Source organism: Rhizorhabdus phycosphaerae (genome assembly GCF_011044255.1).
Lineage (GTDB): Bacteria > Pseudomonadota > Alphaproteobacteria > Sphingomonadales > Sphingomonadaceae > Rhizorhabdus > Rhizorhabdus phycosphaerae.
Genome location: NZ_CP049107.1, coordinates 1561658 through 1580604 on the forward strand (window position 1 = coordinate 1561658; position 18947 = coordinate 1580604).

General features: G+C 66.5%; 18 protein-coding genes. 7 read left to right on the forward strand and 11 right to left on the reverse strand.

Annotated elements, in window-relative coordinates; genetic code table 11:
• Positions 1-13: 13 nt before the first annotated feature.
• Positions 14-2320 carry a ribonuclease R family protein gene (locus G6P88_RS07150; protein WP_165322531.1) on the reverse strand — a complete coding sequence of 769 codons (2307 nt, stop codon included), beginning with the start codon at positions 2318-2320 and terminating at the stop codon, positions 14-16.
• 138 nt (positions 2321-2458) lie between these two features.
• Between G6P88_RS07150 and G6P88_RS07155 the strand changes: the two genes are divergently transcribed.
• Together G6P88_RS07155 and G6P88_RS07160 are read left to right on the forward strand one after the other, a co-directional pair.
• Positions 2459-3199 (forward strand): energy transducer TonB, encoded by a 741-nt coding sequence (locus G6P88_RS07155; protein ID WP_165324988.1) that lies wholly within the window; start codon positions 2459-2461, stop codon positions 3197-3199.
• A gap of 6 nt (positions 3200-3205) precedes the next feature.
• Positions 3206-3889: a Fe2+-dependent dioxygenase gene (locus G6P88_RS07160; RefSeq protein ID WP_165322532.1), complete on the forward strand. Its 684-nt coding sequence runs from the start codon at positions 3206-3208 to the stop codon at positions 3887-3889.
• Positions 3890-3905: 16 nt separating this feature from the next.
• Here G6P88_RS07160 and def read toward each other — a convergent pair whose 3' ends face one another.
• From def to recR, 3 genes are all read right to left on the reverse strand, one after another.
• Positions 3906-4436 (reverse strand): peptide deformylase, encoded by a 531-nt coding sequence (gene def, locus G6P88_RS07165; protein WP_165322533.1) that lies wholly within the window; start codon positions 4434-4436, stop codon positions 3906-3908.
• An 85-nt stretch (positions 4437-4521) separates the two neighbouring features.
• Positions 4522-4863, reverse strand: coding sequence for a hypothetical protein (locus tag G6P88_RS07170; protein WP_165322534.1), 342 nt, complete (start codon positions 4861-4863; stop codon positions 4522-4524).
• Positions 4864-4954: 91 nt separating this feature from the next.
• Complete coding sequence (recR, locus tag G6P88_RS07175; RefSeq protein ID WP_165324990.1) at positions 4955-5551, reverse strand: recombination mediator RecR; 597 nt, start codon at positions 5549-5551, stop codon at positions 4955-4957.
• Positions 5552-5604: 53 nt separating this feature from the next.
• On the opposite strand from recR, the gene fmt reads away from it, so the two are divergent.
• From fmt to G6P88_RS07200, 5 genes are all read left to right on the forward strand, one after another.
• Complete coding sequence (fmt, locus tag G6P88_RS07180; RefSeq protein ID WP_165322535.1) at positions 5605-6516, forward strand: methionyl-tRNA formyltransferase; 912 nt, start codon at positions 5605-5607, stop codon at positions 6514-6516.
• Positions 6513-7256, forward strand: coding sequence for a tRNA pseudouridine(38-40) synthase TruA (truA, locus tag G6P88_RS07185; RefSeq protein ID WP_165322536.1), 744 nt, complete (start codon positions 6513-6515; stop codon positions 7254-7256). Before fmt ends, truA begins: the two co-directional genes overlap by 4 nt.
• Before the next feature lie 87 nt (positions 7257-7343).
• Complete coding sequence (locus G6P88_RS07190; protein ID WP_165322537.1) at positions 7344-8255, forward strand: phosphoenolpyruvate carboxykinase (ATP); 912 nt, start codon at positions 7344-7346, stop codon at positions 8253-8255.
• Between the two features lie 34 nt (positions 8256-8289).
• Positions 8290-9099 carry an APH(3') family aminoglycoside O-phosphotransferase gene (locus G6P88_RS07195; RefSeq protein WP_165322538.1) on the forward strand — a complete coding sequence of 270 codons (810 nt, stop codon included), beginning with the start codon at positions 8290-8292 and terminating at the stop codon, positions 9097-9099.
• A 16-nt stretch (positions 9100-9115) separates the two neighbouring features.
• A complete protein-coding gene (locus G6P88_RS07200; protein ID WP_165322539.1) occupies positions 9116-9532 on the forward strand; it encodes an FKBP-type peptidyl-prolyl cis-trans isomerase in 417 nt (138 codons plus the stop codon).
• Positions 9533-9546: 14 nt separating this feature from the next.
• Here G6P88_RS07200 and G6P88_RS07205 read toward each other — a convergent pair whose 3' ends face one another.
• Genes G6P88_RS07205 through G6P88_RS20415 form a run of 7 tightly spaced genes read right to left on the reverse strand, consistent with a single transcriptional unit; the run spans position 9547 to position 18945 of the window.
• The gene (locus G6P88_RS07205) at positions 9547-11445 is read right to left on the reverse strand and encodes an XrtA/PEP-CTERM system amidotransferase (protein WP_165322540.1); all 1899 of its coding nucleotides are present in this window, start codon (positions 11443-11445) and stop codon (positions 9547-9549) included.
• Between the two features lie 6 nt (positions 11446-11451).
• Positions 11452-12645, reverse strand: a complete 1194-nt coding sequence (locus G6P88_RS07210) for a TIGR03087 family PEP-CTERM/XrtA system glycosyltransferase (RefSeq protein ID WP_165322541.1) — start codon at positions 12643-12645, stop codon at positions 11452-11454.
• Complete coding sequence (locus tag G6P88_RS07215) at positions 12642-13691, reverse strand: FemAB family XrtA/PEP-CTERM system-associated protein (RefSeq protein WP_165322542.1); 1050 nt, start codon at positions 13689-13691, stop codon at positions 12642-12644. The genes G6P88_RS07210 and G6P88_RS07215 overlap by 4 nt, the downstream gene beginning before the upstream one ends.
• A 2-nt stretch (positions 13692-13693) precedes the next feature.
• Positions 13694-14539, reverse strand: coding sequence for an XrtA system polysaccharide deacetylase (locus G6P88_RS07220; protein WP_165322543.1), 846 nt, complete (start codon positions 14537-14539; stop codon positions 13694-13696).
• A 7-nt stretch (positions 14540-14546) separates the two neighbouring features.
• Positions 14547-16214: an XrtA/PEP-CTERM system-associated ATPase gene (locus tag G6P88_RS20530; protein WP_425594480.1), complete on the reverse strand. Its 1668-nt coding sequence runs from the start codon at positions 16212-16214 to the stop codon at positions 14547-14549.
• 38 nt (positions 16215-16252) lie between these two features.
• Complete coding sequence (locus tag G6P88_RS07230; protein ID WP_165322544.1) at positions 16253-17860, reverse strand: porin family protein; 1608 nt, start codon at positions 17858-17860, stop codon at positions 16253-16255.
• Positions 17857-18945 carry an AAA family ATPase gene (locus G6P88_RS20415; RefSeq protein ID WP_282097781.1) on the reverse strand — a complete coding sequence of 363 codons (1089 nt, stop codon included), beginning with the start codon at positions 18943-18945 and terminating at the stop codon, positions 17857-17859. The genes G6P88_RS07230 and G6P88_RS20415 overlap by 4 nt, the downstream gene beginning before the upstream one ends.
• Positions 18946-18947 lie beyond the last annotated feature (2 nt).

The window sequence follows — 18947 nt, forward strand, 5'->3', positions numbered from 1 at the left end:
CGGGTGACGCCGCTCAGCGGCGACGCCCGTTATGACGGATATTGCCCGGGCGTCCGCGACGGCCGACGATCGGACGCCCACCCTTGCGGGGTCCGCGCGGTCCGCGCATCGGCAGGTGGTTCGCCCCTTCCTCCAGCTCGAAGCGCAGCGACCCGTTGATCGGATCGGCCTCGACCAGACGCAGCCTTATTTTCATGCCGGGCACATAGCGCTCGCCGCTCTCCTCGCCCTCGAGAGCCTGGGCCTTCTCGTCATAGCGGAAGCGCTCGGCACCCAGCGTCGAGACGGGCACGAGGCCGTCCCCGCCAAAGCCCTCGACCGTCGCGAAAAAGCCGAAGGACTGCACGCCGGTGATTCGCGTGTCGAGCAACTCGCCGACCTTCGTCGACAGATAGGCGGCGACATAGCGATCCACGGTGTCGCGCTCGGCCTCCATCGCCCGTCGCTCGGCCTTGCTGATAAGCTCGCCGATCGCCGTCATCCGCTCCCCCTCCTCGAGCGTCAGCGCGGTGCGAGGAACGATGTCTCCGGTGCGGCCCGCCCCGTCGATCTCCACCTTGCCCGCTTCGAGACCATAGGCCCCCACCAGCGAGCGGTGAACGAGAAGGTCCGCGTAGCGCCGGATCGGGCTGGTGAAATGCGCGTAGCTGCCGAGCGCAAGGCCGAAATGGCCCGTATTGGCCGGCGCATAATAGGCCTGGGTCTGGCTGCGCAGAACCTGTTCCATGATCTGGGGACGGATCGTGTCGTCGGTCACCCGCTTGAGGATCTGGTTGAAGGTCGACGGCCGGACGACCTGCCCGAGCGCGAATTCCATGTCGAACGTGGCCAGATAGTCCTTGAGCGCGACAAGCTTCTCGCGGCTCGGCGGCTCATGGTCGCGGTACATGACCGGCGCCTTCTTGGCCTCCAACGCCTTGGCCGCCGCGACATTGGCCGCGATCATGAAATCCTCGACCAGCCGATGGGCGTCCAGCCGCTCACGCGGCGCGACCGAAAGGATACGGCCCTTCTCGTCGAGAACCACGCGCCGCTCGGGCAGATCGAGGTCGAGCGGCTCCCGCTTGTCGCGCGCAGCTGCCAGCGCCTTCCAGCACGCCCAAAGCGGCCTGAGCGCGACATTGGTCAGGTTGCGATCCCAGCCGCCTTCGATCGGCTCACCGTCAATCGCGGCCTGCGCGTCTTCATAGGCGATATTGGCGGCGAGCCGGACAACGGCCCGCGAGAAGCGCCAGCTGGCGAGCGTGCCGTCGGCCTTGATCACGAGGTGGCAGACCATCGCCGCCCGGTCCTCACCCGCTTTCAGCGAGCAGATACCCGCCGACAGAGCCTCTGGCAGCATCGGTACGACACGATCGGGAAAATAGACGCTGTTGCCGCGCTTCTTCGCCTCGCGGTCGAGCGCAGAACCGGGCCGCACGTAGAAGGACACGTCGGCGATCGCGACGATCGCCTTGAAGCCGCCGCGGTTCGCGGGGTCATCGTCGGGCATCGCCCAGATCGCGTCGTCATGGTCGCGCGCGTCGGCAGGATCGATCGCAACGATCGGCAGGTCGCGCAGGTCTTCTCGCTCCGCTCCCAGCCGCAGCCTGCGGACCAGCTCTGCCTCCTCGATCACCGTTTCCGGCATCGCGTCGGGGATGCCGAATTTGTGGATCGCGACGAGGCTGAACGAGCGTGGCGCGAAGGGGTCGCCCAGCCGCTCCGTCACCCGCGCGGTGATGCGCGGTGGGCGGCCCGCCTTTTCGGCCAGAACGAGATCGCCCGGCTCCGCATCGCCCGCATCGGAGACGAGCGTGTCGCGCTTCTCGCGCTTGTCGACGGGCCGCAGCCACAAACGGTCGCCGTCGCGATGCAGGACACCGAGCAGCAGCGCCTCGCCGCGCTCAAGCTTCTTGAGCGGATGGGCGATCCAGCCGCGCCCTGCTTCCTCGGTCCGCGCCAGGATGCGGTCGCCGACGCCGAGCGCCGGGCCCTTGCGGCCGCGCGTTTCTTTGACCCGCAGCTGCGGCGGCGGGCCATGTTCGCCATGCCAGGTCTCGGGTACGGCGAGCGGGACGCCCTCGTCGGTGACGTCGGTGATCCGCAGCACCGTCATCTTGGGGATGCCGCCCATCTTGTGAAAGGCGCGCCCCCGGCCGCTGTCGATCAGCCCCTCGTCGGCCATGTCCTTGAGCAGGGCCTTGAGCTCGATCTTCGCGGCGCCGTGCAGGCCGAAGGCCTTGGCGATCTCGCGCTTGCCGGCGGGTGTCTCGGATTTGACGATGAAGTCGAGGATCTGGTCGCGGGTCGGGAGACCGGAGGTTTTTTGGCGGGGCATCGGTCACCCATAGAGGCTGAGGCGCTGCGCGTCACGCATTGCAATCGCCGTCCTTGACGCGAATCAAATGCTAATGCGATTGATTCTCACTATTTCCTGTATTAGCGGAGATATTCTCTCGGGAGTGAGCAGGTGACCATGCACGCGACGCTCGGCAAACAGGATTTCGAAGACGCGCATGCCTTGTTCTTCGACACGCCGCCCGCGCGCCCCGCAGCGGCCACGACGACCACGGTCGCAGCGCCCCTGCACCACTCGGTCTATGGCGTCGACCGCCGCCCAAACTGGGGCGGAATCCTCGCCATTGCGGCCCTGCACCTGCTGGCGCTCGTCGCCCTCGTGAAACTCGACGTCATCCCCATGCCCAAGCCAAAGCCCGCGCCGCTGGTTGTCGACCTGATCGCCGAACCGGCCCCGCCCGCAGTCGTGGAACGGCCCAAACCTGAGCCCACGATCGAGCGGCCGGTCGAGTCGCCTGTCGTGGCTCCTCCGCCGATCGTGCAGAGCGTCGCGGTCGCGCCGCCGCCCGTGATGACGTCGCCTGCGCCGCCCCCGCCCCGCCCCGCGCCCGTGGCCCCACCTGCGGCAGGACCCGTCAGCATGGCCAATCTCGAAGAGCGGATGATCGAAGGCGAGCCGCCCCGTTATCCAATCGAGTCGCGCCGGAAGAAGGAGCAGGGCACGGTCGTGCTTCGTCTGCTGATCGGCACCGATGGCCGGGTCGCGCAGGTGACGGTCGCGGAAAGCAGCGGCTTCGACCGACTCGACCGGGCAGCGCTCGAGGCGGCCCGCCGCTGGCGCTGGCAACCGATGCTGCGAGATGGCGTACCGGTCGAGGTGCGCGGGCTGATGCCGATCCCCTTCATCCTGCGCGGCTGACTTCGCATGATGATCGCCATTCCCGGTTTGCTTTCGGGCGACGCGCTGGCGCAGGTTCGCCGACTGCTCAGTGAAGCGGACTGGATCGACGGCAACGCAACCTCGGGCCACCAGTCGGCACTCGCCAAGCGCAACCGCCAGTTGCCTGAAGACTGCGAAGCGGCCCGCGCGGCAGGGTCGATTATCCTCGACGCGCTCGGGGCATCCCCGTTGTTCGTCGCGGCGGCACTCCCGCTCAAGGTGTTTCCGCCGTTGTTCAATCGCTATGGCGAGGGAGAGTCCTTCGGCACCCATGTCGACAATGCGATCCGACTGAAGCGCGGTACTGATTTTCGCATCAGGTCGGACCTTTCCGCGACGCTCTTCCTCGCCGAGCCGGAAAGCTATGACGGCGGCGACCTCGTCGTCGAGGACACGCTGGGCACCCACAGCGTGAAGCTCAGCGCCGGCGACATGATCCTCTATCCAGCGTCAAGCCTGCATCGCGTCACGCCCGTCACGCGGGGCGAGCGCCTCTGCTCCTTTTTCTGGATCCAGAGCATGGTACGCGACGACGGCGCCCGGTCCACATTGTTCGACCTCGACTCAGCGATCCAGAGCGTCGCGGCCGACAGGGGACAGTCCGACGACGCGGTCATCCGCCTGACCGGCGTCTATCATAATCTGCTGCGGCGCTGGGCCGACGCCTGACGTCCTGTGGAGCGGATCAGGCCGCGTGCGTACGGCGGGCCTTGTCCAGCTTCTTGAGCAGCATGTCGCGCTTCAGCCGGGACAGATGATCGATGAACAATATGCCTTCGAGATGGTCCATCTCATGCTGGAGGCAGGTCGCGAGAAGACCGTCGAGCCGCTCCTCATGGCTGTTGCCCTGCGCGTCCAGCCAGCGGGCATGGACCACCGCGGGCCGCTCCACCTCTGCAAACTGATCGGGCACCGAAAGACAGCCTTCGGTGTAGAGATTATGCTCGTCCGACGGATCGAACAGTTCGGGATTGATGAACACCCGAGGGTTGCGGATGGGCTTGCCCTCGGCATCCTCTTCTTCCTGCAGGTCGATTACCAGGATCCGCTTCGGCACGCCGACCTGTATCGCGGCGAGCCCGATCCCCGGAGCGTCGTACATCGTCTCGAACATGTCGGCGATGAGCGCACGGACGTCGTCGTCGACCTGGTCCACGGGCAGCGACTTGGTCCGCAGCCGGGGGTCCGGCGTCTCTAGGATCGGAAGAATGGCCATGTGCGGGAGCTAGGTATTCGGGGCCGAATCGTCAAGGAAAAGGCCGCCCGCCGGTTCGCGCCGACGGACGGCTAGAGTTCCGCCGTTATCGGCCGTCGGCGATGGCCGCACCTATCGCCACACCTGCCAGGGCGCCCAGCAGTACGTCCCCGCCACGGTCGCGGTAATGATATCGGCGCGGTGGCGCCCATCCATAACCCCAACCATATCGAGGCGGGGGCCCATAATAATAGCGGCGCGGTGGTCCGCGCCAATATCCGTAGTCGCGATAGCCGCGATCCCAGCGATACCGGTCGCGGCCGCCCCAGTGCCGGCCATAATCCCGATCATAGCCCCATCGCCCGGGCCGGGCCTCGGCGGGCACGGCTACGGCGATCGAGCTGGTGAGCGCGAGGGCGGCGATTGCTTTGATGAAGACGCGTTTCATCCTGCTCTCCTTCAGCATGGCTGACCCGAGCTGGAGACAGGTCTCCTATACTATCGATACATCAAGCTGAACGCTGGCCGAACGAAGGCCGTCAGCTGACCGGGCGTCGCGCACGAAGCGCCTGGGCCAGCGTTCCTTCATCGAGATAATCGAGTTCGCCGCCAACGGGCAGGCCGTGGGCGAGCTGGGTCAGCCGCACCGGATAGCTTTCGAGCCGATCCGCGATGTAATGGGCGGTAGTCTGTCCTTCCAGCGTCGCGTTCATCGCGAGCACGACCTCGTCGACACCGCCCGCCGCGACGCGGCTCACGAGCAGGTCGATCGTCAGGTCCTCGGGCCGCACACCATCCAAGGCCGAGAGCCGCCCGCCCAATATATGGTAGCGTCCGGGGAACAGGCGCGAGCGATCCAGTGCCCAGAGGTCGGCAACCTCCTCTACCACGCACAGCATGCGCGCATCACGGCGGGGATCCGCGCAGATGCCGCAGGGATCGCTGGTGTCCACATTGCCGCAGACATGGCAGTCGGTCAGGCGCAGATTGACCGACTCCAGCGCCCGCAGCAGCGGCTCGAGCGCGATCTCCCGCTTCTTGAGGAGGTGCAGCACCGCACGGCGCGCGGACCTCGGCCCCAGGCCGGGCAACCTCGCAAGCGCCTGGGTGAGCATTTCTATCTCGGGAGACGACATGGCGTCTTCGATATGGGCTTGCATGTTGGCATGGCAAGCGTTTCAGAGGGCATATGCGCATTGCCTTCATGGGAACACCCGATTTCGCCGTCCCCACGCTCGATGCCCTGGCCGTTGCCGGGCATGAGATCGTCGCGGTCTACTGCCAGCCGCCCCGGCCCGCAGGACGCGGCAAGGCGCTGTCGCCATCGCCCGTGCAGAAGCGCGCGGAAGCGCTCGGCCTGGAGGTCCGCTATCCCGTTTCGCTCCGCGACGAGCAGGCCCAGGCCGACTTTGCCAGCCTCGACCTCGATGCCGCCGTGGTTGCGGCCTATGGCCTGATCCTGCCGCAGCCGATCCTCGACGCGCCGCGCCTCGGCTGCCTCAACGTGCACGGTTCGCTGCTCCCGCGCTGGCGCGGCGCGGCACCCGTGCAGCGCGCAATACTGGCCGGCGATGTCGAGACGGGCGTAACGATCATGCAGATGGAACGCGGGCTGGACACCGGCCCGATGCTCGCGATCCTGCGCACTCCCATAGGCCGCAAGACCGCAGGCGCGCTGACCGACGAACTCGCCCGATCGGGCGCCGCTCTCATGGTGGACGTGCTCGACAAGATCGAGGCCTATCCGCCGGTCGTGCAACCGGAGGACGGCGTCACCTACGCCGCCAAGATCGACAAGGCCGAAGCGCGGCTCGACTTCACGCGGCCGGCGGCGGAGGTGGAACGCCAGGTGCGCGCGTTCAACCCGGCGCCGGGTGCCTGGTTCGAACAAGACGGCGAGCGCATCCGCATCCTTGCCTGTTCGATCGTCGAGGACGCAGCCGCAGGCGCATCCGGCGAAGTGCTTGACGATCGCCTGACGATCGCATGCGGCGGCGGCGCCATCCGACCGATCCGCGTCCAGCGCGCTGGCAAGGCGGCGATGGCGACGGACGAGTTGCTCCGCGGCTTCGACATAGCGGCCGGCACCGTCATCGCATGACCCGCTTCCGCCTGACCGTCGAATTCGACGGACGGCCCTTCATGGGCTGGCAGCGGCAAGCGCACGGACCGAGCGTGCAGCAGGCGATCGAGGAAGCGGTTACGGCGATCACCGGAGAAAGCCCTCCTGTGCACGCCGCCGGCAGGACCGATGCGGGCGTCCACGCCCGGGCCATGGTCGCCCATGTCGATGTCGACAGGCCGATCGCCGCCTTTCGCCTCGGCGAGGCGCTCAACGCGCATCTGCGTCCGGCGCCGGTGTCGATCCTCGCCGTGCAAGAGGTGGCTGACGACTGGCATGCGCGCTTTTCCTGCATCGGGCGGCGTTATATCTACCGCATCGTCAACCGGCGGGCTCCGCTGACCTTCGAGCGCGGACTGGCCTGGCAGCTCGCAAACCCGCTCGACGATCACGCGATGCATGCAGCGGCGCAGGCGCTGGTCGGGCGGCACGACTTCACCACCTTCCGGTCCGCCCACTGCCAGGCGGAAAGCCCGGTCAAGACGCTCGACCGTCTCGACGTGCGTCGTGCCGGGGATGCGATCGAGATCGAAGCGGCGGCGCGCTCCTTCCTCCATCATCAGGTTCGCTCGATGGTCGGGTGCCTTGCCCTGGTCGGCCAGGGACGCTGGTCGCGCGACGATCTGGCCGATGCGCTGGCGTCAGCGGACCGATCGCGGCTCGGGCTGAATGCCCCCCCGGACGGACTCTACTTTGTCGAAGCCGTCTACCCCGACTGATCCCCGGCTTGCCTTCCTTTGCCGCCTGCGTCACGGGGGGCAGGTACCGTCATTCGTGGTGAGATTTGATTGACCTCTGCCCAGCCCTTGCCCGTTCTTTCGGAGACCCGCGCATGGTCCTTTGCCTTGCGCCATATCTCCAGCGAGATCGCGCTTCCCGACCTTCCGCTGTGGACTGCCGGCGGCGAGGCTGACCTGTCGATCCGGATCGGTGCGGCCCCAGCGCTGGACGATGTGATGTCGGAGGCGCCCCATATGCAGGTCGCGCGTGACGGTCGCTGCCGTCTGCACATCGTCGGCACCGCCGCCTGGCTGATCTCTCCCGACGGACGATCGATCACGATCGAACTCGAAACCGATCCTGACGACCCCGCGATCCGGACCTATCTTTATGGCTCGGTCTTCGCGATCGCCGCGATGCGCTGGGGCCTGTTTCCGCTTCACGCTGCCTGTCTGCGCTTCGGCACGGGCGTAGCCGCTTTCAGCGGGCGTTCCGGCGCAGGCAAATCGACGCTCGCCGCGATGCTGATCGACCGTGGGCGGGCGATGATGGCCGACGACGTGACGCTCCTCGACCTGTCCGAGGACGGACCGCCCCGCGCCCTGCCGAGCTTCCCTCGGGTCAAGCTCTGGCAGGACGCGCTCGATCGGATGAAGATAGACGCGGCCGATCTGGAGCGAGTGACGGGCGGTATGGACAAGTTCAAGCTGCCGGTCGTCGACGCCTTCCATCCGGAGCCGGCACCGCTTCGGGCTATCGTGATGATCGATCCCGAGGCGTCCTATGATGGGCAACTGACCCGCCTGCGTCCGACGGACCTCCTCCAGCGGTCGAAAGACCTTGTCTACCGCCTCCCGGCAATGCGCCGCATGGGCCTCGCGCGGTGGCAGATGGCGCAGATGATGCGCATCATTCCGATTCCGGCCTATACCGTTGGACGAGTAAAGCCGCAGGATGTGGACCGATTGATCGAGCAGCTCGACGAGGCCTGTGCGTGACGAACAATGCTTGGGCGCATCGCGGGTGATATCCATGCCACGCCGTGAACCCTGTTCTCCTCCAGCCCTGCCCTCCAGTCTCGCTCCCTCCGTCGACGGGCTCTTCTGGCACCGCGATCTGGTGGGTGAGTCTGGCTGTGCGATTTTCTGTCTGACGAACCCGTCCGGACAACCGGCGCGCTATCTGAAACACGCGCCCGAGCAGCATGTCGGCGACCTCATCGACGAATATGTGCGGTTGCAATGGTTGCAGGCTCGTATCGCCGTTCCTGGCATTGGCGGCTTCGTTTCGCTTCCCGTTGAAGCCTGGCTGCTGACCGACGCGGTCGGGGGCTGCACCGCCTATGAATTGCTAACGACCGGTACCATGTCCGAACGCGGGGCGGTGGTCGATGCCATGGCCGATCATCTCCGCCGATTGCATGCCATCCCCCCGAGCGACTGCCCGTTCACCGCCGGTGCCGAACTTCGTCTCGCTCTGGCGAAGCGGCGCATGGAACAAGGGCTGGTCGACCAGGACGATTTCGACGAGGAGCGCCAGGGCGAAACGCCAGAGGCGCTTTGGGAACGCCTCGTGCGCCTGGCACCATCGGGCACGGACCAGGTCGTGGCCCATGGCGACTATTCGCTCGACAATCTGCTGTTCCCGAGCGGCCAGCCGGTCACCTGCATCGATGTCGGCCGCCTTGGGCTGGCCGACCGCTATCAGGACATCGCCATCGCCTGGAACTCGCTGGGCGAGTTCGGCCGCGATCTGCAACAGCGCTTCGTGCGGCGCTACGGGATCGTGGACATCGACGAGCGGAGGCTCGAGTTCCACCTCATATTGGATGAGTTTTTCTAGAGCGAGCCGCTGCCCCATGTTCCCGCTGTTTCTCTCCCTGACGATCATGACCGCCGTCGCAGCCGGCCCACCCGCCTCGGCACAACAGCCCGAGGTCGAAACCATCAGGATCGAGGATCTGGAGAGCGGTGCCGGCGCCGAGGCTCGCAAGGGCAAGACGCTCGTCGTCCACTATACCGGCTGGTTCTACGACCCGGCGAAGGACGAACGGGGACGCAAGTTCGACTCTTCGCATGGCGGCACGCCGCTCAGCTTTCGGCTCGGTGACGGACTCGTCATCAAGGGATGGGACGATGGCCTGACGGGAATGCGCGTCGGAGGAGTCCGTACTTTGATCGTTCCGCCCTCAGCCGCCTATGGTCGCAAGGGCAAGGGGCCGGTGCCGCCCGACAGCTGGCTGATGTTCGAGATCGAGCTTCTCGACGTCAAATAGGCGCCCGGCCCGGTTCAGCCGATCCCGAACAGGCGGCCGAGCGATCGGTCTAGCATCAGCAACTGCCAAAGCAGCCGGCCATGATCGAGGCGGCCGCTCCGATGCTCGGTCACGATCCGGTCGAGCGCCGCGACATCGAACCAGCCGCTTTCGACCAGCGCTGACCCTTGGGCGATCCGCTGGGCCTCGCCCGACAAAGGGCCACGGAACCACGCGCCGATCGGCGTCGAGAAGCCCATCTTTCGCCGATAGAGGATGTCATCGGGCAGATAGCGGCGCATGGCCTTCTTCATCAGCCACTTGCCGGTCGTGCCCCTTATGCGCATCGACTGCGGCAGTCGCGCCCCGAACTCGATCAGCCGATAGTCGAGCAGCGGCTCTCGCGCTTCCAGGCTCACCGCCATGCTGGCGCGATCGACCTTGGTGAGGATGTCGCCGGGAAGCCAGATCTTCAGATCGGCATATTGCGCGCGGTCGAGCGGGTCGCGGGCAGGTGCATCGCGCATCGTGCGAATATAGCGATCCTCGGCGCGGTGCCCCTGCAGGTCGCGGACGGCGCGGTCCGTGTAGATCCGAAGTCGGTCCTCGCGTGCCGTCACGCCCACGGCGCCGGCATAGGCCTCCTCGCTCGAGCGCCCGAGCTCGGCGAAGGTCGACCGCGCCCGCAGGAACTGGGGCGCCCAGTCGAGCTTGGGATAGACACGCCCCAGGGCGCCGAAGACGCTGGCGCGCAACCCGCCCGGCAGGACCGAGCGAAGACGCTCCTCGTTGCGGAAGAAGACGTACCGCCGATAGCCGGCAAAGGCCTCGTCGGCGCCGTCACCGGACAGCGCCACCGTCACATTCTCACGCGCAAGTTCCGATACGCGATAGGTGGGCAGAGCCGAGGCGTCGGCAAAGGGTTCGTCGAAGGCCTCCACCAGCCGGTCGATCAGCCCATAATCGTCGGAGGAGACGATGCGCGTGCGATGTTCGGTCGCGAAACGTTCGGCGACCTGCGCTGCGTACCGCGTCTCGTCATAATCGGGATGGTCGAAACCGATCGAGCAGGTCTTGACCGCCTGTGGGCTGGCTTCCGCCATCAGGGCGACCACCGAGGAGCTGTCGACACCGCCCGACAGAAAGGCTCCGAGCGGGACGTCCGCCACCATCCGGTCGGCCACCGACGCGCGCATCAGGGTGGCGAGTTCGTCGGAGAGCGAGGCAGCGGAGCCGCGCGCCCGATCGGCGAAGGTCACGTCCCACCAGGCGATCGGCGCAGGAACGCCCTGCCCGCGGCGCAGCATCAGATAGTGGCCCGCCGGCAATTTGCGGACGCCGGCGAGAATGCAGGCATCGTCGGGCACATAGCCCAGGCCGAGATAATCATCGACCGCGCTGAAGTCCGGCACGCGACGCAAGAGGGGGTGGGCGAGCAGCGCCTTCAGCTCCGATCCGAAGATCACGCTGCCATCCGACAGCTCGGCATAATGGAGCGGTTTCACGCCCAGCCGGTCACGGGCCAGGAACAGGCAGCCGCGCTCGCGATCATGGATCGCGAAAGCGAACATGCCGTTGAGGCGGGACAGACAATCGGGGCCCCATTGGCGCCACGCCTCGAGGATGACCTCGGTGTCGCTGTTCGTCCGGAAGCTGCGACCGCATGCCTGAAGCGCAGCGCGCACCTCGCGATAATTATAGACCTCGCCATTATAGGTGATGACGGCCTGACCGTCGTTCGACTCCATAGGCTGCGCACCGCCGGCAAGGTCGATGATCGCCAGCCGGCGATGCCCAAGGCCCACCCCCGGCGCCACCCAGAGATCGGCACCGTCGGGTCCGCGATGAGCGATGGCATCGGTCATCGCCCGGATACGCAGTGCATCGACCGGCTTTGCCGTCTGCAGATGATAGATACCGGCGATGCCGCACATGAACGTTCAGCCGATCCCCAGCATGCCATCGAGCGCCGCGAGCTGCGCATCCCAGTCATAGCGATTTATGACCTGTTGGCGAGCCGCCTCTCCCATCGCGGCCGCCTCGTCGGGATGGGTCAGCATATGACTCACGGCATTGGCCATCTCATAGCCATGCGCCACGATCAAATGCTTGCCGGGCTCCGCATCGATCCCCTCGAAGGCGGCCGGCGACGCCACCACGGGGCGGGCCATCGCCATCGCCTCCAGAACCTTGTTCTGGACTCCCCGGGCGATCTCCAGCGGGGCGACCACCACCGAGGCAGCGGCGAGCCAGGGCCGCACGTCGGGGACCTCGCCGGTCACGATCACATTCTTCAGCTTGGCCAGCTCGCGCACGGCCGGCGTCGGATTGCGCCCCACGATGGCGAACAGCGTGGCCGGGTGCTTGGCGCGGATGGCCGGGAAGGTCCGACGCGCGAAATAGGTGACGGCATCGACATTCGGCCGATAATCCATCTGCCCGGTGAAGACCAGCATCGGCTCGGCGCCCGACACGCGCGGAAAGCCTTCCGGCGCGAAGGTGCGATAGTCGATGCCGTTGTCGAGCGCCCTGACATGACTGGACGACAGGCCCGCGCGCTTGCGGAACAATGCCGCCTCGGCCTCGCTCACGAACAGGCTCACATCTGCCCAGCGTCCGACGCTGTCTTCATAGTCCGCGAGCAGCCGCCCTTCCCGTCGGTTGATCCAGGCGAGAGGCCCGCGACCGGACCTGCCATAGGCGGCGAATTTCTCCGAATCGACGTCGACGAAATCCATGACGAAACGCCGGCCGACGCGGTCGTCGGGCACATATTGCGCCATCTGCCCGGAATAGGCGAAGATCGTCTCGATCGGCCTTTCCGCCAGCAACTGATCCACCATGCGCATGATCCGACGCGACCCGAAGGCCGCGATCGATACGGGCTCGCCGAGGAGCAGCGCCTCCAGCCCCGCGCGCAGGCGGGACTTGCTGCGAATCTCGATGTGGAGCGACGCCAGCATCGGCAGCAGTTCCTTGGCTTGCCGGCGATCCTCCTCGCTGTCGACGAAGCCTAGCAGATGGACCGGACGCTGCTGCGCGAGGTGGCGAAGCATGTGAAAGCTCCGTATCCGATCGCCCCGGTCAGGGGGAAAGGGGATGCGGTGCGCGAGGAACATGATCTCGCCCGTCATCCGAGCCCTCGCGCGATCCATGGGCCGACGCGGTTGGCGATGGGCAGGGGAAGCCGCTGCCACAGTGCGATCTGCAACCGATATTTGGGGTTGAGCGGGTTGACCTGCCGGGGCGCCTGCCCGTCGGCGGTGCGCACGGCATAGGCAAGCGGGCGCGGCTCGAACCCCCAGTTCTTCTTGAAGGCGAACGCACCCGTCCCGAACTTCGATCGTCCGAAGTCGAAGGACGAACTCCCTCGCCGCCGGGCGTGGAGCATGAGCGCATAATACATCAGGTCGTTGGCCCGCCACGTACGCGCGTCGCGCGTTCCGCCCCCCCAATAAGGCAGCACCGCGCCACGATGGTACAGGCTGAGGACGCTCGCCAGCGGCCTGCCTTCATACCGCACCGTCAAGATATCGGCATCGTCGGAAAAGGCGTCGAGGACGGCATCGAACAAGGCACGCGGAAAAACCGGCGTACCGAGGTTGCGGACGCTTTCGGCATAGACGGCATAATGGTCGCGACGGTCGGTTTCGTCGCGGCCGATGACGACCTCCAGGTCGAAACTCAGCGCACGGCGGACCTCCGCCCGCTGCTTGCGGGGGATGGCGAGCAGTTCCTGCTCGTCATTCTGTGCCAGCGGTCTCGCGAAACCAGCATAGACGCCCTGCTCGACATGCCAGGCGGAGGCGTCGGGCGCCGTGCCGCCGCGCAGTTCGAGCGACGGGCAGCTCAGCCGGCCCGCCAATTGCCAGGCCGCCTCCGCCAGCGCGTCGGAGGTCTCGCGATCGTCGGCGATCGGCCCGCCACCCACAGCGAATCCGGCTGAGACCAGCGCTCTGCCGAACAGCGGCGAATGGACCTCCGACAGCGGCATAGCGCCCGTCAGCCTGCCGTCGGCCAGCGCCACCAGATAATGCGCCGTCTGGCGACAGGAACGCTCGACCGCGAGGCTCCACCCCGGTCTGTGGAAAACCGTGCCCGCCGGATGCCGTGCGACATAGCCTTCGATCGCCCGGCAGTCCGCCGGATCGGACAGGTCGGCACGACGCAGCCCGTCCATCGTCAGGCAGCCCTCGCCGCTTCCACGGCCGCGACGCGGTCGATCCGGTCCCAGGCGAAGTCGCCGATCGCCCGTGCCAGTTTCGCTTCCATGGCCGACAGCCGGGCATAATGGCGGAGCCGGGAACGGAGCGGCGCGTGCGCCACGCGCGGCTGGCCGGGATCGATCTCCCAGGGATGAAAATAGAAAATGCCGGGTCTGCCCTCGGCATTGACCTGACGAATCGCCCAGCGCGAGAAAGCGTAGGGAAAGAGCCGGAAGAAGCCGCCGCCCCCCGCCGCGATGGTGCGACCGGCGAGACGCGCGGTGGTGACCGGCAATTCGATCAGATCGGCACCGGGCAGCGGGCGAAAGGCGAAGCGCGGCGCCTCCGGCCAGCCATAATGGTCGTGAACCACCGGAGCGACGCTGGAGGAATAGGTATAGCCCTCCTCGGCCAGGATCTCATGGGCCCAAGGGGTACGAGCGTCGATCGAGAAGCTGGGCGCGCGGTAGCCGACCACCCGGCAGCCGCCGAGATCCTCGAGCACCGCCCGCGTCCGGCGCAAATCTTCCCGGAACTGGGCCGGGGTCATGGTGAAAACCCGGACATGATCCCAGCCATGGCTCGCGACTTCATGGCCTGCCTCAACGATGCGCCGGATCAGGGCGGGACAGCGTTCCGCCACCCAGCCCAGCGTGAAGAAGGTGCCCTTCGCACCGGCCCGACCAAACAGCTCGATCACGGCATCGCTGTTGCGCTCGACACGTGACGGGAGGGACTCCCAGTCGTCGCGGCGGATGCTGTTCTCGAACGCGCCGACCTGGAACCAGTCCTCGATGTCGACCGATAGACCGTTGATCACCATGGCCCGGTCAGGCCGGCCCCTGCCCTCCGCCGCCGGGCCGCTGCGACGGCGTCGATCCGGGGGCGGCGGGTTGCGGATTGAGCTGGGGGTCAGATTCCACCAGTTCCACCAGCAGGGTCAGCGTCCGGCGAAGGATCGCCTCCTGTTCCGCCAGGCGGGCCTCCAGCTCTGCGTTGCGGGCGGCATAGTCACTGATCAGTGCCGGATCGATCGATGCAGGCGGTGGAGACAGCGGCGCCTGGGCAATCGGCGGTACCGAAGCAGCGGGTTCCGGCGCGGGTTCCCAAAGGGGAGCGGCCGGTGGCGCGACATCGTCCTGGCGCGGTCGGGACCAATCCTGATCCTGCGCCCAGGACGGCTCACCCGAAGAGGCTGGTGCGGATGCCGGTGCGGCGACGGGCGCCCAGCTTGCTGCCGGATCGTCGAAACCAGCCAGGGGGCGAGCGCTGGGGTTCGGAATTACCGGAGCCTCGGGCGGCTGGGAGCGGACCAGTTCGGGCGGCACATTTCCGTCGAACCTCGGAGGCTGCGCCATAGCGGGCGGCGGCACATGGCCGCGCAGCGTAGCGAGCGGATCGGCAGCGAAGCCGGCCGCCGAATCCGTCGGCAGGTCGAACGGCTCATCCTCTTCGGGAGGCGCGTAGCTCGTATAGGAGGGCTGCACCGCAAGAGGCGGAGGCGGCGGGGGTGGCGGCACCGGCTCGGCGAAGGCCGCAGGCACATAGGGTGGCGCCGCATAGGGCACAGGCTCGCGAGCCGGAAAGGAGTCCGCAACCGGAGCGGGCGCCTGTGGTGCCGGAAAGACCGGGTCCGCCGCAGCCGGCATCGCCTGGGCGCGCGGCTGTGGTCCTTCGGCCGGCATGATGCTTTCGCTCGCGAGGTCCGAGGCGACATCCTCGACCACCTCGCCGTCGATATCCGTCAGACGCTCGATCGCCCCCTGGAGCATGACCCGGCCTGCCAACATGTTCAGCCTGCGGGGAATGCCTCCGGACAGCCGGTGAAACGCGTCATAGGCATCCTGGGTAAAACGCGGCGTCCCCTTCCATCCGGCACAGGCGAGCCGATGCATGACATAGGGCGCGACCTCTTCGGGACCCATCGCCGTCAGATGATGGGTGGCGATGACCCTCTGGCGCAGCTGCTCGAAGCGCGGCTGGGCCAGTGCATCGCGAAACTCCGGCTGCCCCAGCAGGAAGATCTGCAGAAGCGCCTGGCCGCCATATTGGAAATTGGAGAGCATACGCAGCTCTTCCAGGGCCGAAATCGGAAGATTCTGCGCCTCGTCGACGATCAGGAGAGTACGCTTTCCGCTGCGCGCCTGCTCGTGAAGGAAGCGCTCGATCCGCGCCAGCAGCTGCCCCTTTGCGGCGACGTCCGTCGCCACGCCGAGCGCCAGGGCTACGATCCGGAGGATGTCCTCTCCCTCCAGCTGGGTCGACACGAGATTGATCGCGGTCAGCCGCGACCGGTCTATCGTCGCCATCAGGCGGCCGACCAGCATGGTCTTGCCGGTGCCGACCTCGCCGGTGACGACGATGAAACCTTCGCCTTGCGCGAGGCCGTAACCGAGATAGGTCATCGCCTTACGATGGGTCGCGCTTTCGAAATAGAAGCGCGGATCGGGCGTCAGCTGGAACGGCCTGTCGGTCAGGCCATAGGGATCATGGTCCAAAACGACCCTCCCGCGTGCTGAAGATCAGGCCAATCATCTCAGAAGCGATACTGCAGGCCGAGTTGCGCGCGCCCGGAGACATCCGCCGTGAGCCCATCCTGCTTTGACGCATCCACCGCAACACTCGCCTGCATCTGTATCCCGCGCCCAAATGTGCGGAAATAATTCGCACTGGCGGAACCCGACAGCACGTCGGAAGCCCCCACCTGTCCGTTCTTAAACATGTTACCGGTAAAAGAAAAGGATACGCCCGACTGGCGGGTCAGCTGACCACCCACCGCAAAATTGCCGAAAATGCTCTGATCGACCACGCCGGCAAGCGATACGACGGCGTTCGGATCGTCGATATAGTTGCGCCGCGTATAGCCCAGCCCCGCGGACACATTCCATTGGCGCAGGGCCCGCGTGAAGATGATGCTGGCACCGCGTTCACGATACATATTGGCCGATGCCTGCCCCAGCGTCCCGCCAATGCAGCGACCCGATCCGGCGGCCTTTCCGAACAGGCAATTCTGGAAGGACGTGGTCGGATCGATCGCCTGGCCGAGGTCGAGATTGACCGGCGAATTGGCGAGACCGCTTGTGAGGCCCTGCCCGAAGCTCTGGATCTGATCGCTGATGATGACGGTGAGTCCGGTCCGCTCGCTCGGCTTCATTTCGACCAGACCGGTGACCGAGAAGCCGCCATAACGATAGCCGGCACGCGCCTCGAAGCGGGTCCGGCGGCTCGGTCTCCAGATCACGCCGCCATCGGCGATGAAGCCGCTGACATCATAGGTAAGCACGCGAGGCTTGGTCAGATCGGACACGAATCCGCCGCCCCGGCCGATCACCGGCAGGCCCGTCAGCGCATCGATCAGCGCCTCGCGCTCGGTGGTGCGCGTCTTTTCATAGCCGGCGCTGGTGACCAGCGCGATCGTCTCCGCCACCGGCAGCTTGATCTCGCCGATGATGTTCAGGGCGCGAAGCTGCTGATCGAGATTCGACAGATCCTCCGCCCGCACCTCGCCGCTCAGCTTCCAGTCGAACGGGAGCGAACTGCGCTCCATCCCCAGCGAGAGCTGCGCCTGCTGGGAGACCGAACTGTCGAAGCGATCGGTAACCGGCCCTGTCGAGAAGGCGCCGCCGTCGCTTTTGTTCTTGGTATAGCCATAGCGATAATTGGCGGAGAAACCGAGATCGCCGATCCGGTGCGCGAGCATGGGCTGGATATAGCCCGAATAGGTCTGGGTCAGATTGCGGCCGCTGCCGAAATTCGTCGGCGGTGCCGGCCCGCTCGGATCGATGCGGCTGCGCGTGACGATGCCGCCACCCTGGACCGTCAGCCATTCCTCTATGACCACGGCCTGGGCCTGCATCACCCCGTCCTGAACGAAGGACTGCTGCGTGTCGCCCATTTCGGGGATGCGATAGGCCAGCCTGTAGGTTCCCGATACGATCACGCGCCGGTTGGTGATCTGAGCGGCAAGCGTGCCCGATACCTCGGTATAGGTCAGGTCGTCGACGCCCTGCCCGCTCAGCTGCGACTGGACGACCTGCTGAATGTCGAAAAAGGCACCGATCTGGGGACGTTCCGCATGCGCTGCGCCACAGGCGGCTCCCCCGGCGAGGAGACCCAGTACGGCTCGCGATGTCACCCTGTTCATCGCGGTGCTTCATAGCCGTAATAGCTGCCGAAACGGCGGGCATTGGGCGCGAAGCGGGCGCCGTTGAGGAGAAGCTGTATCTCCTCGCAGCCGCCGAGCAGCAGGACCGCGTCGCGCAGTTCGGCTTCGCCGGTCTTGTCGGCGCGCACCACCAGCAGGACCTGCCCGACATGATAGGCGAGCACCGACGCCGGCGAGGCCGCCAGCGCCGGCGGGCTGTCGAACAGGATGATCCGGTTGGGCTTGGCCGACAGCCGCTCGATGATCTGCCGCGTCCGGTCGGCCGCGATCAGCTCGGTCGCCTCATTTGTATATTTGCCCGACGGCAGCACCGACAGATTGCCGACGTCGGTCTTGATGACGAGCGTCTCCACATCGACCTCGGGATCGGCGAGCGCGTCCATAAGACCCACCGGTCCTTCGATTCCCAGCGTCGACAACACAGTTGGCTTGGCGAAGTCGCCATCGATGAGCAGCACCTCGATATCGCGCTCATTCGCCATCGACAGCGCCAGGTTCACCGCGCAGAAAGTCTTTCCCTCATTCGCCTGCGCCGAACAGATCAGGATGCGGCGGCCATTGGGCAGTGCCGTCGGTCCGATGGCGTTCAGCAGCAGCGTGCGTTTGACGATCCGGAACTCCTCGGCCAGCGCGGTGATCGCCGCATCAGGCATCACGAAGCCCTGATCGATCAGATCCGCCCGGTTTACTTTGGCGGTCCGGTAGATGATGTCCGGCGCCGGCAGCGCAGTAGGCGCAGGCTGCGCCGGCGGCAATGCGGGTGGCTCCGCCTGCGCCGGTGGCGCGGCGGGCTGCTCGACAACGGGCGGTCCCGACAGCGGCGCCACGGGAGGCACTGCTTCGAGGGTTGGCGCCTGCATGGTCCCTGCACCGAGGCTGGCAGGCCCCGGCTGCGGCGAGAGCGGCACGTCCAGAACCGGCGAGTAGGGCATGGTTCCGGCATCCGGCATCACCACGCGGGCCCGCAGCACGGCCTCGAAATCATAGACCGAGCCGGCGCGCTCGATCAGCGATCCGCGACGGCGGCGCTTGCGCGCGGGGGGTTTGGGGCTGTCGTCGTCCACCG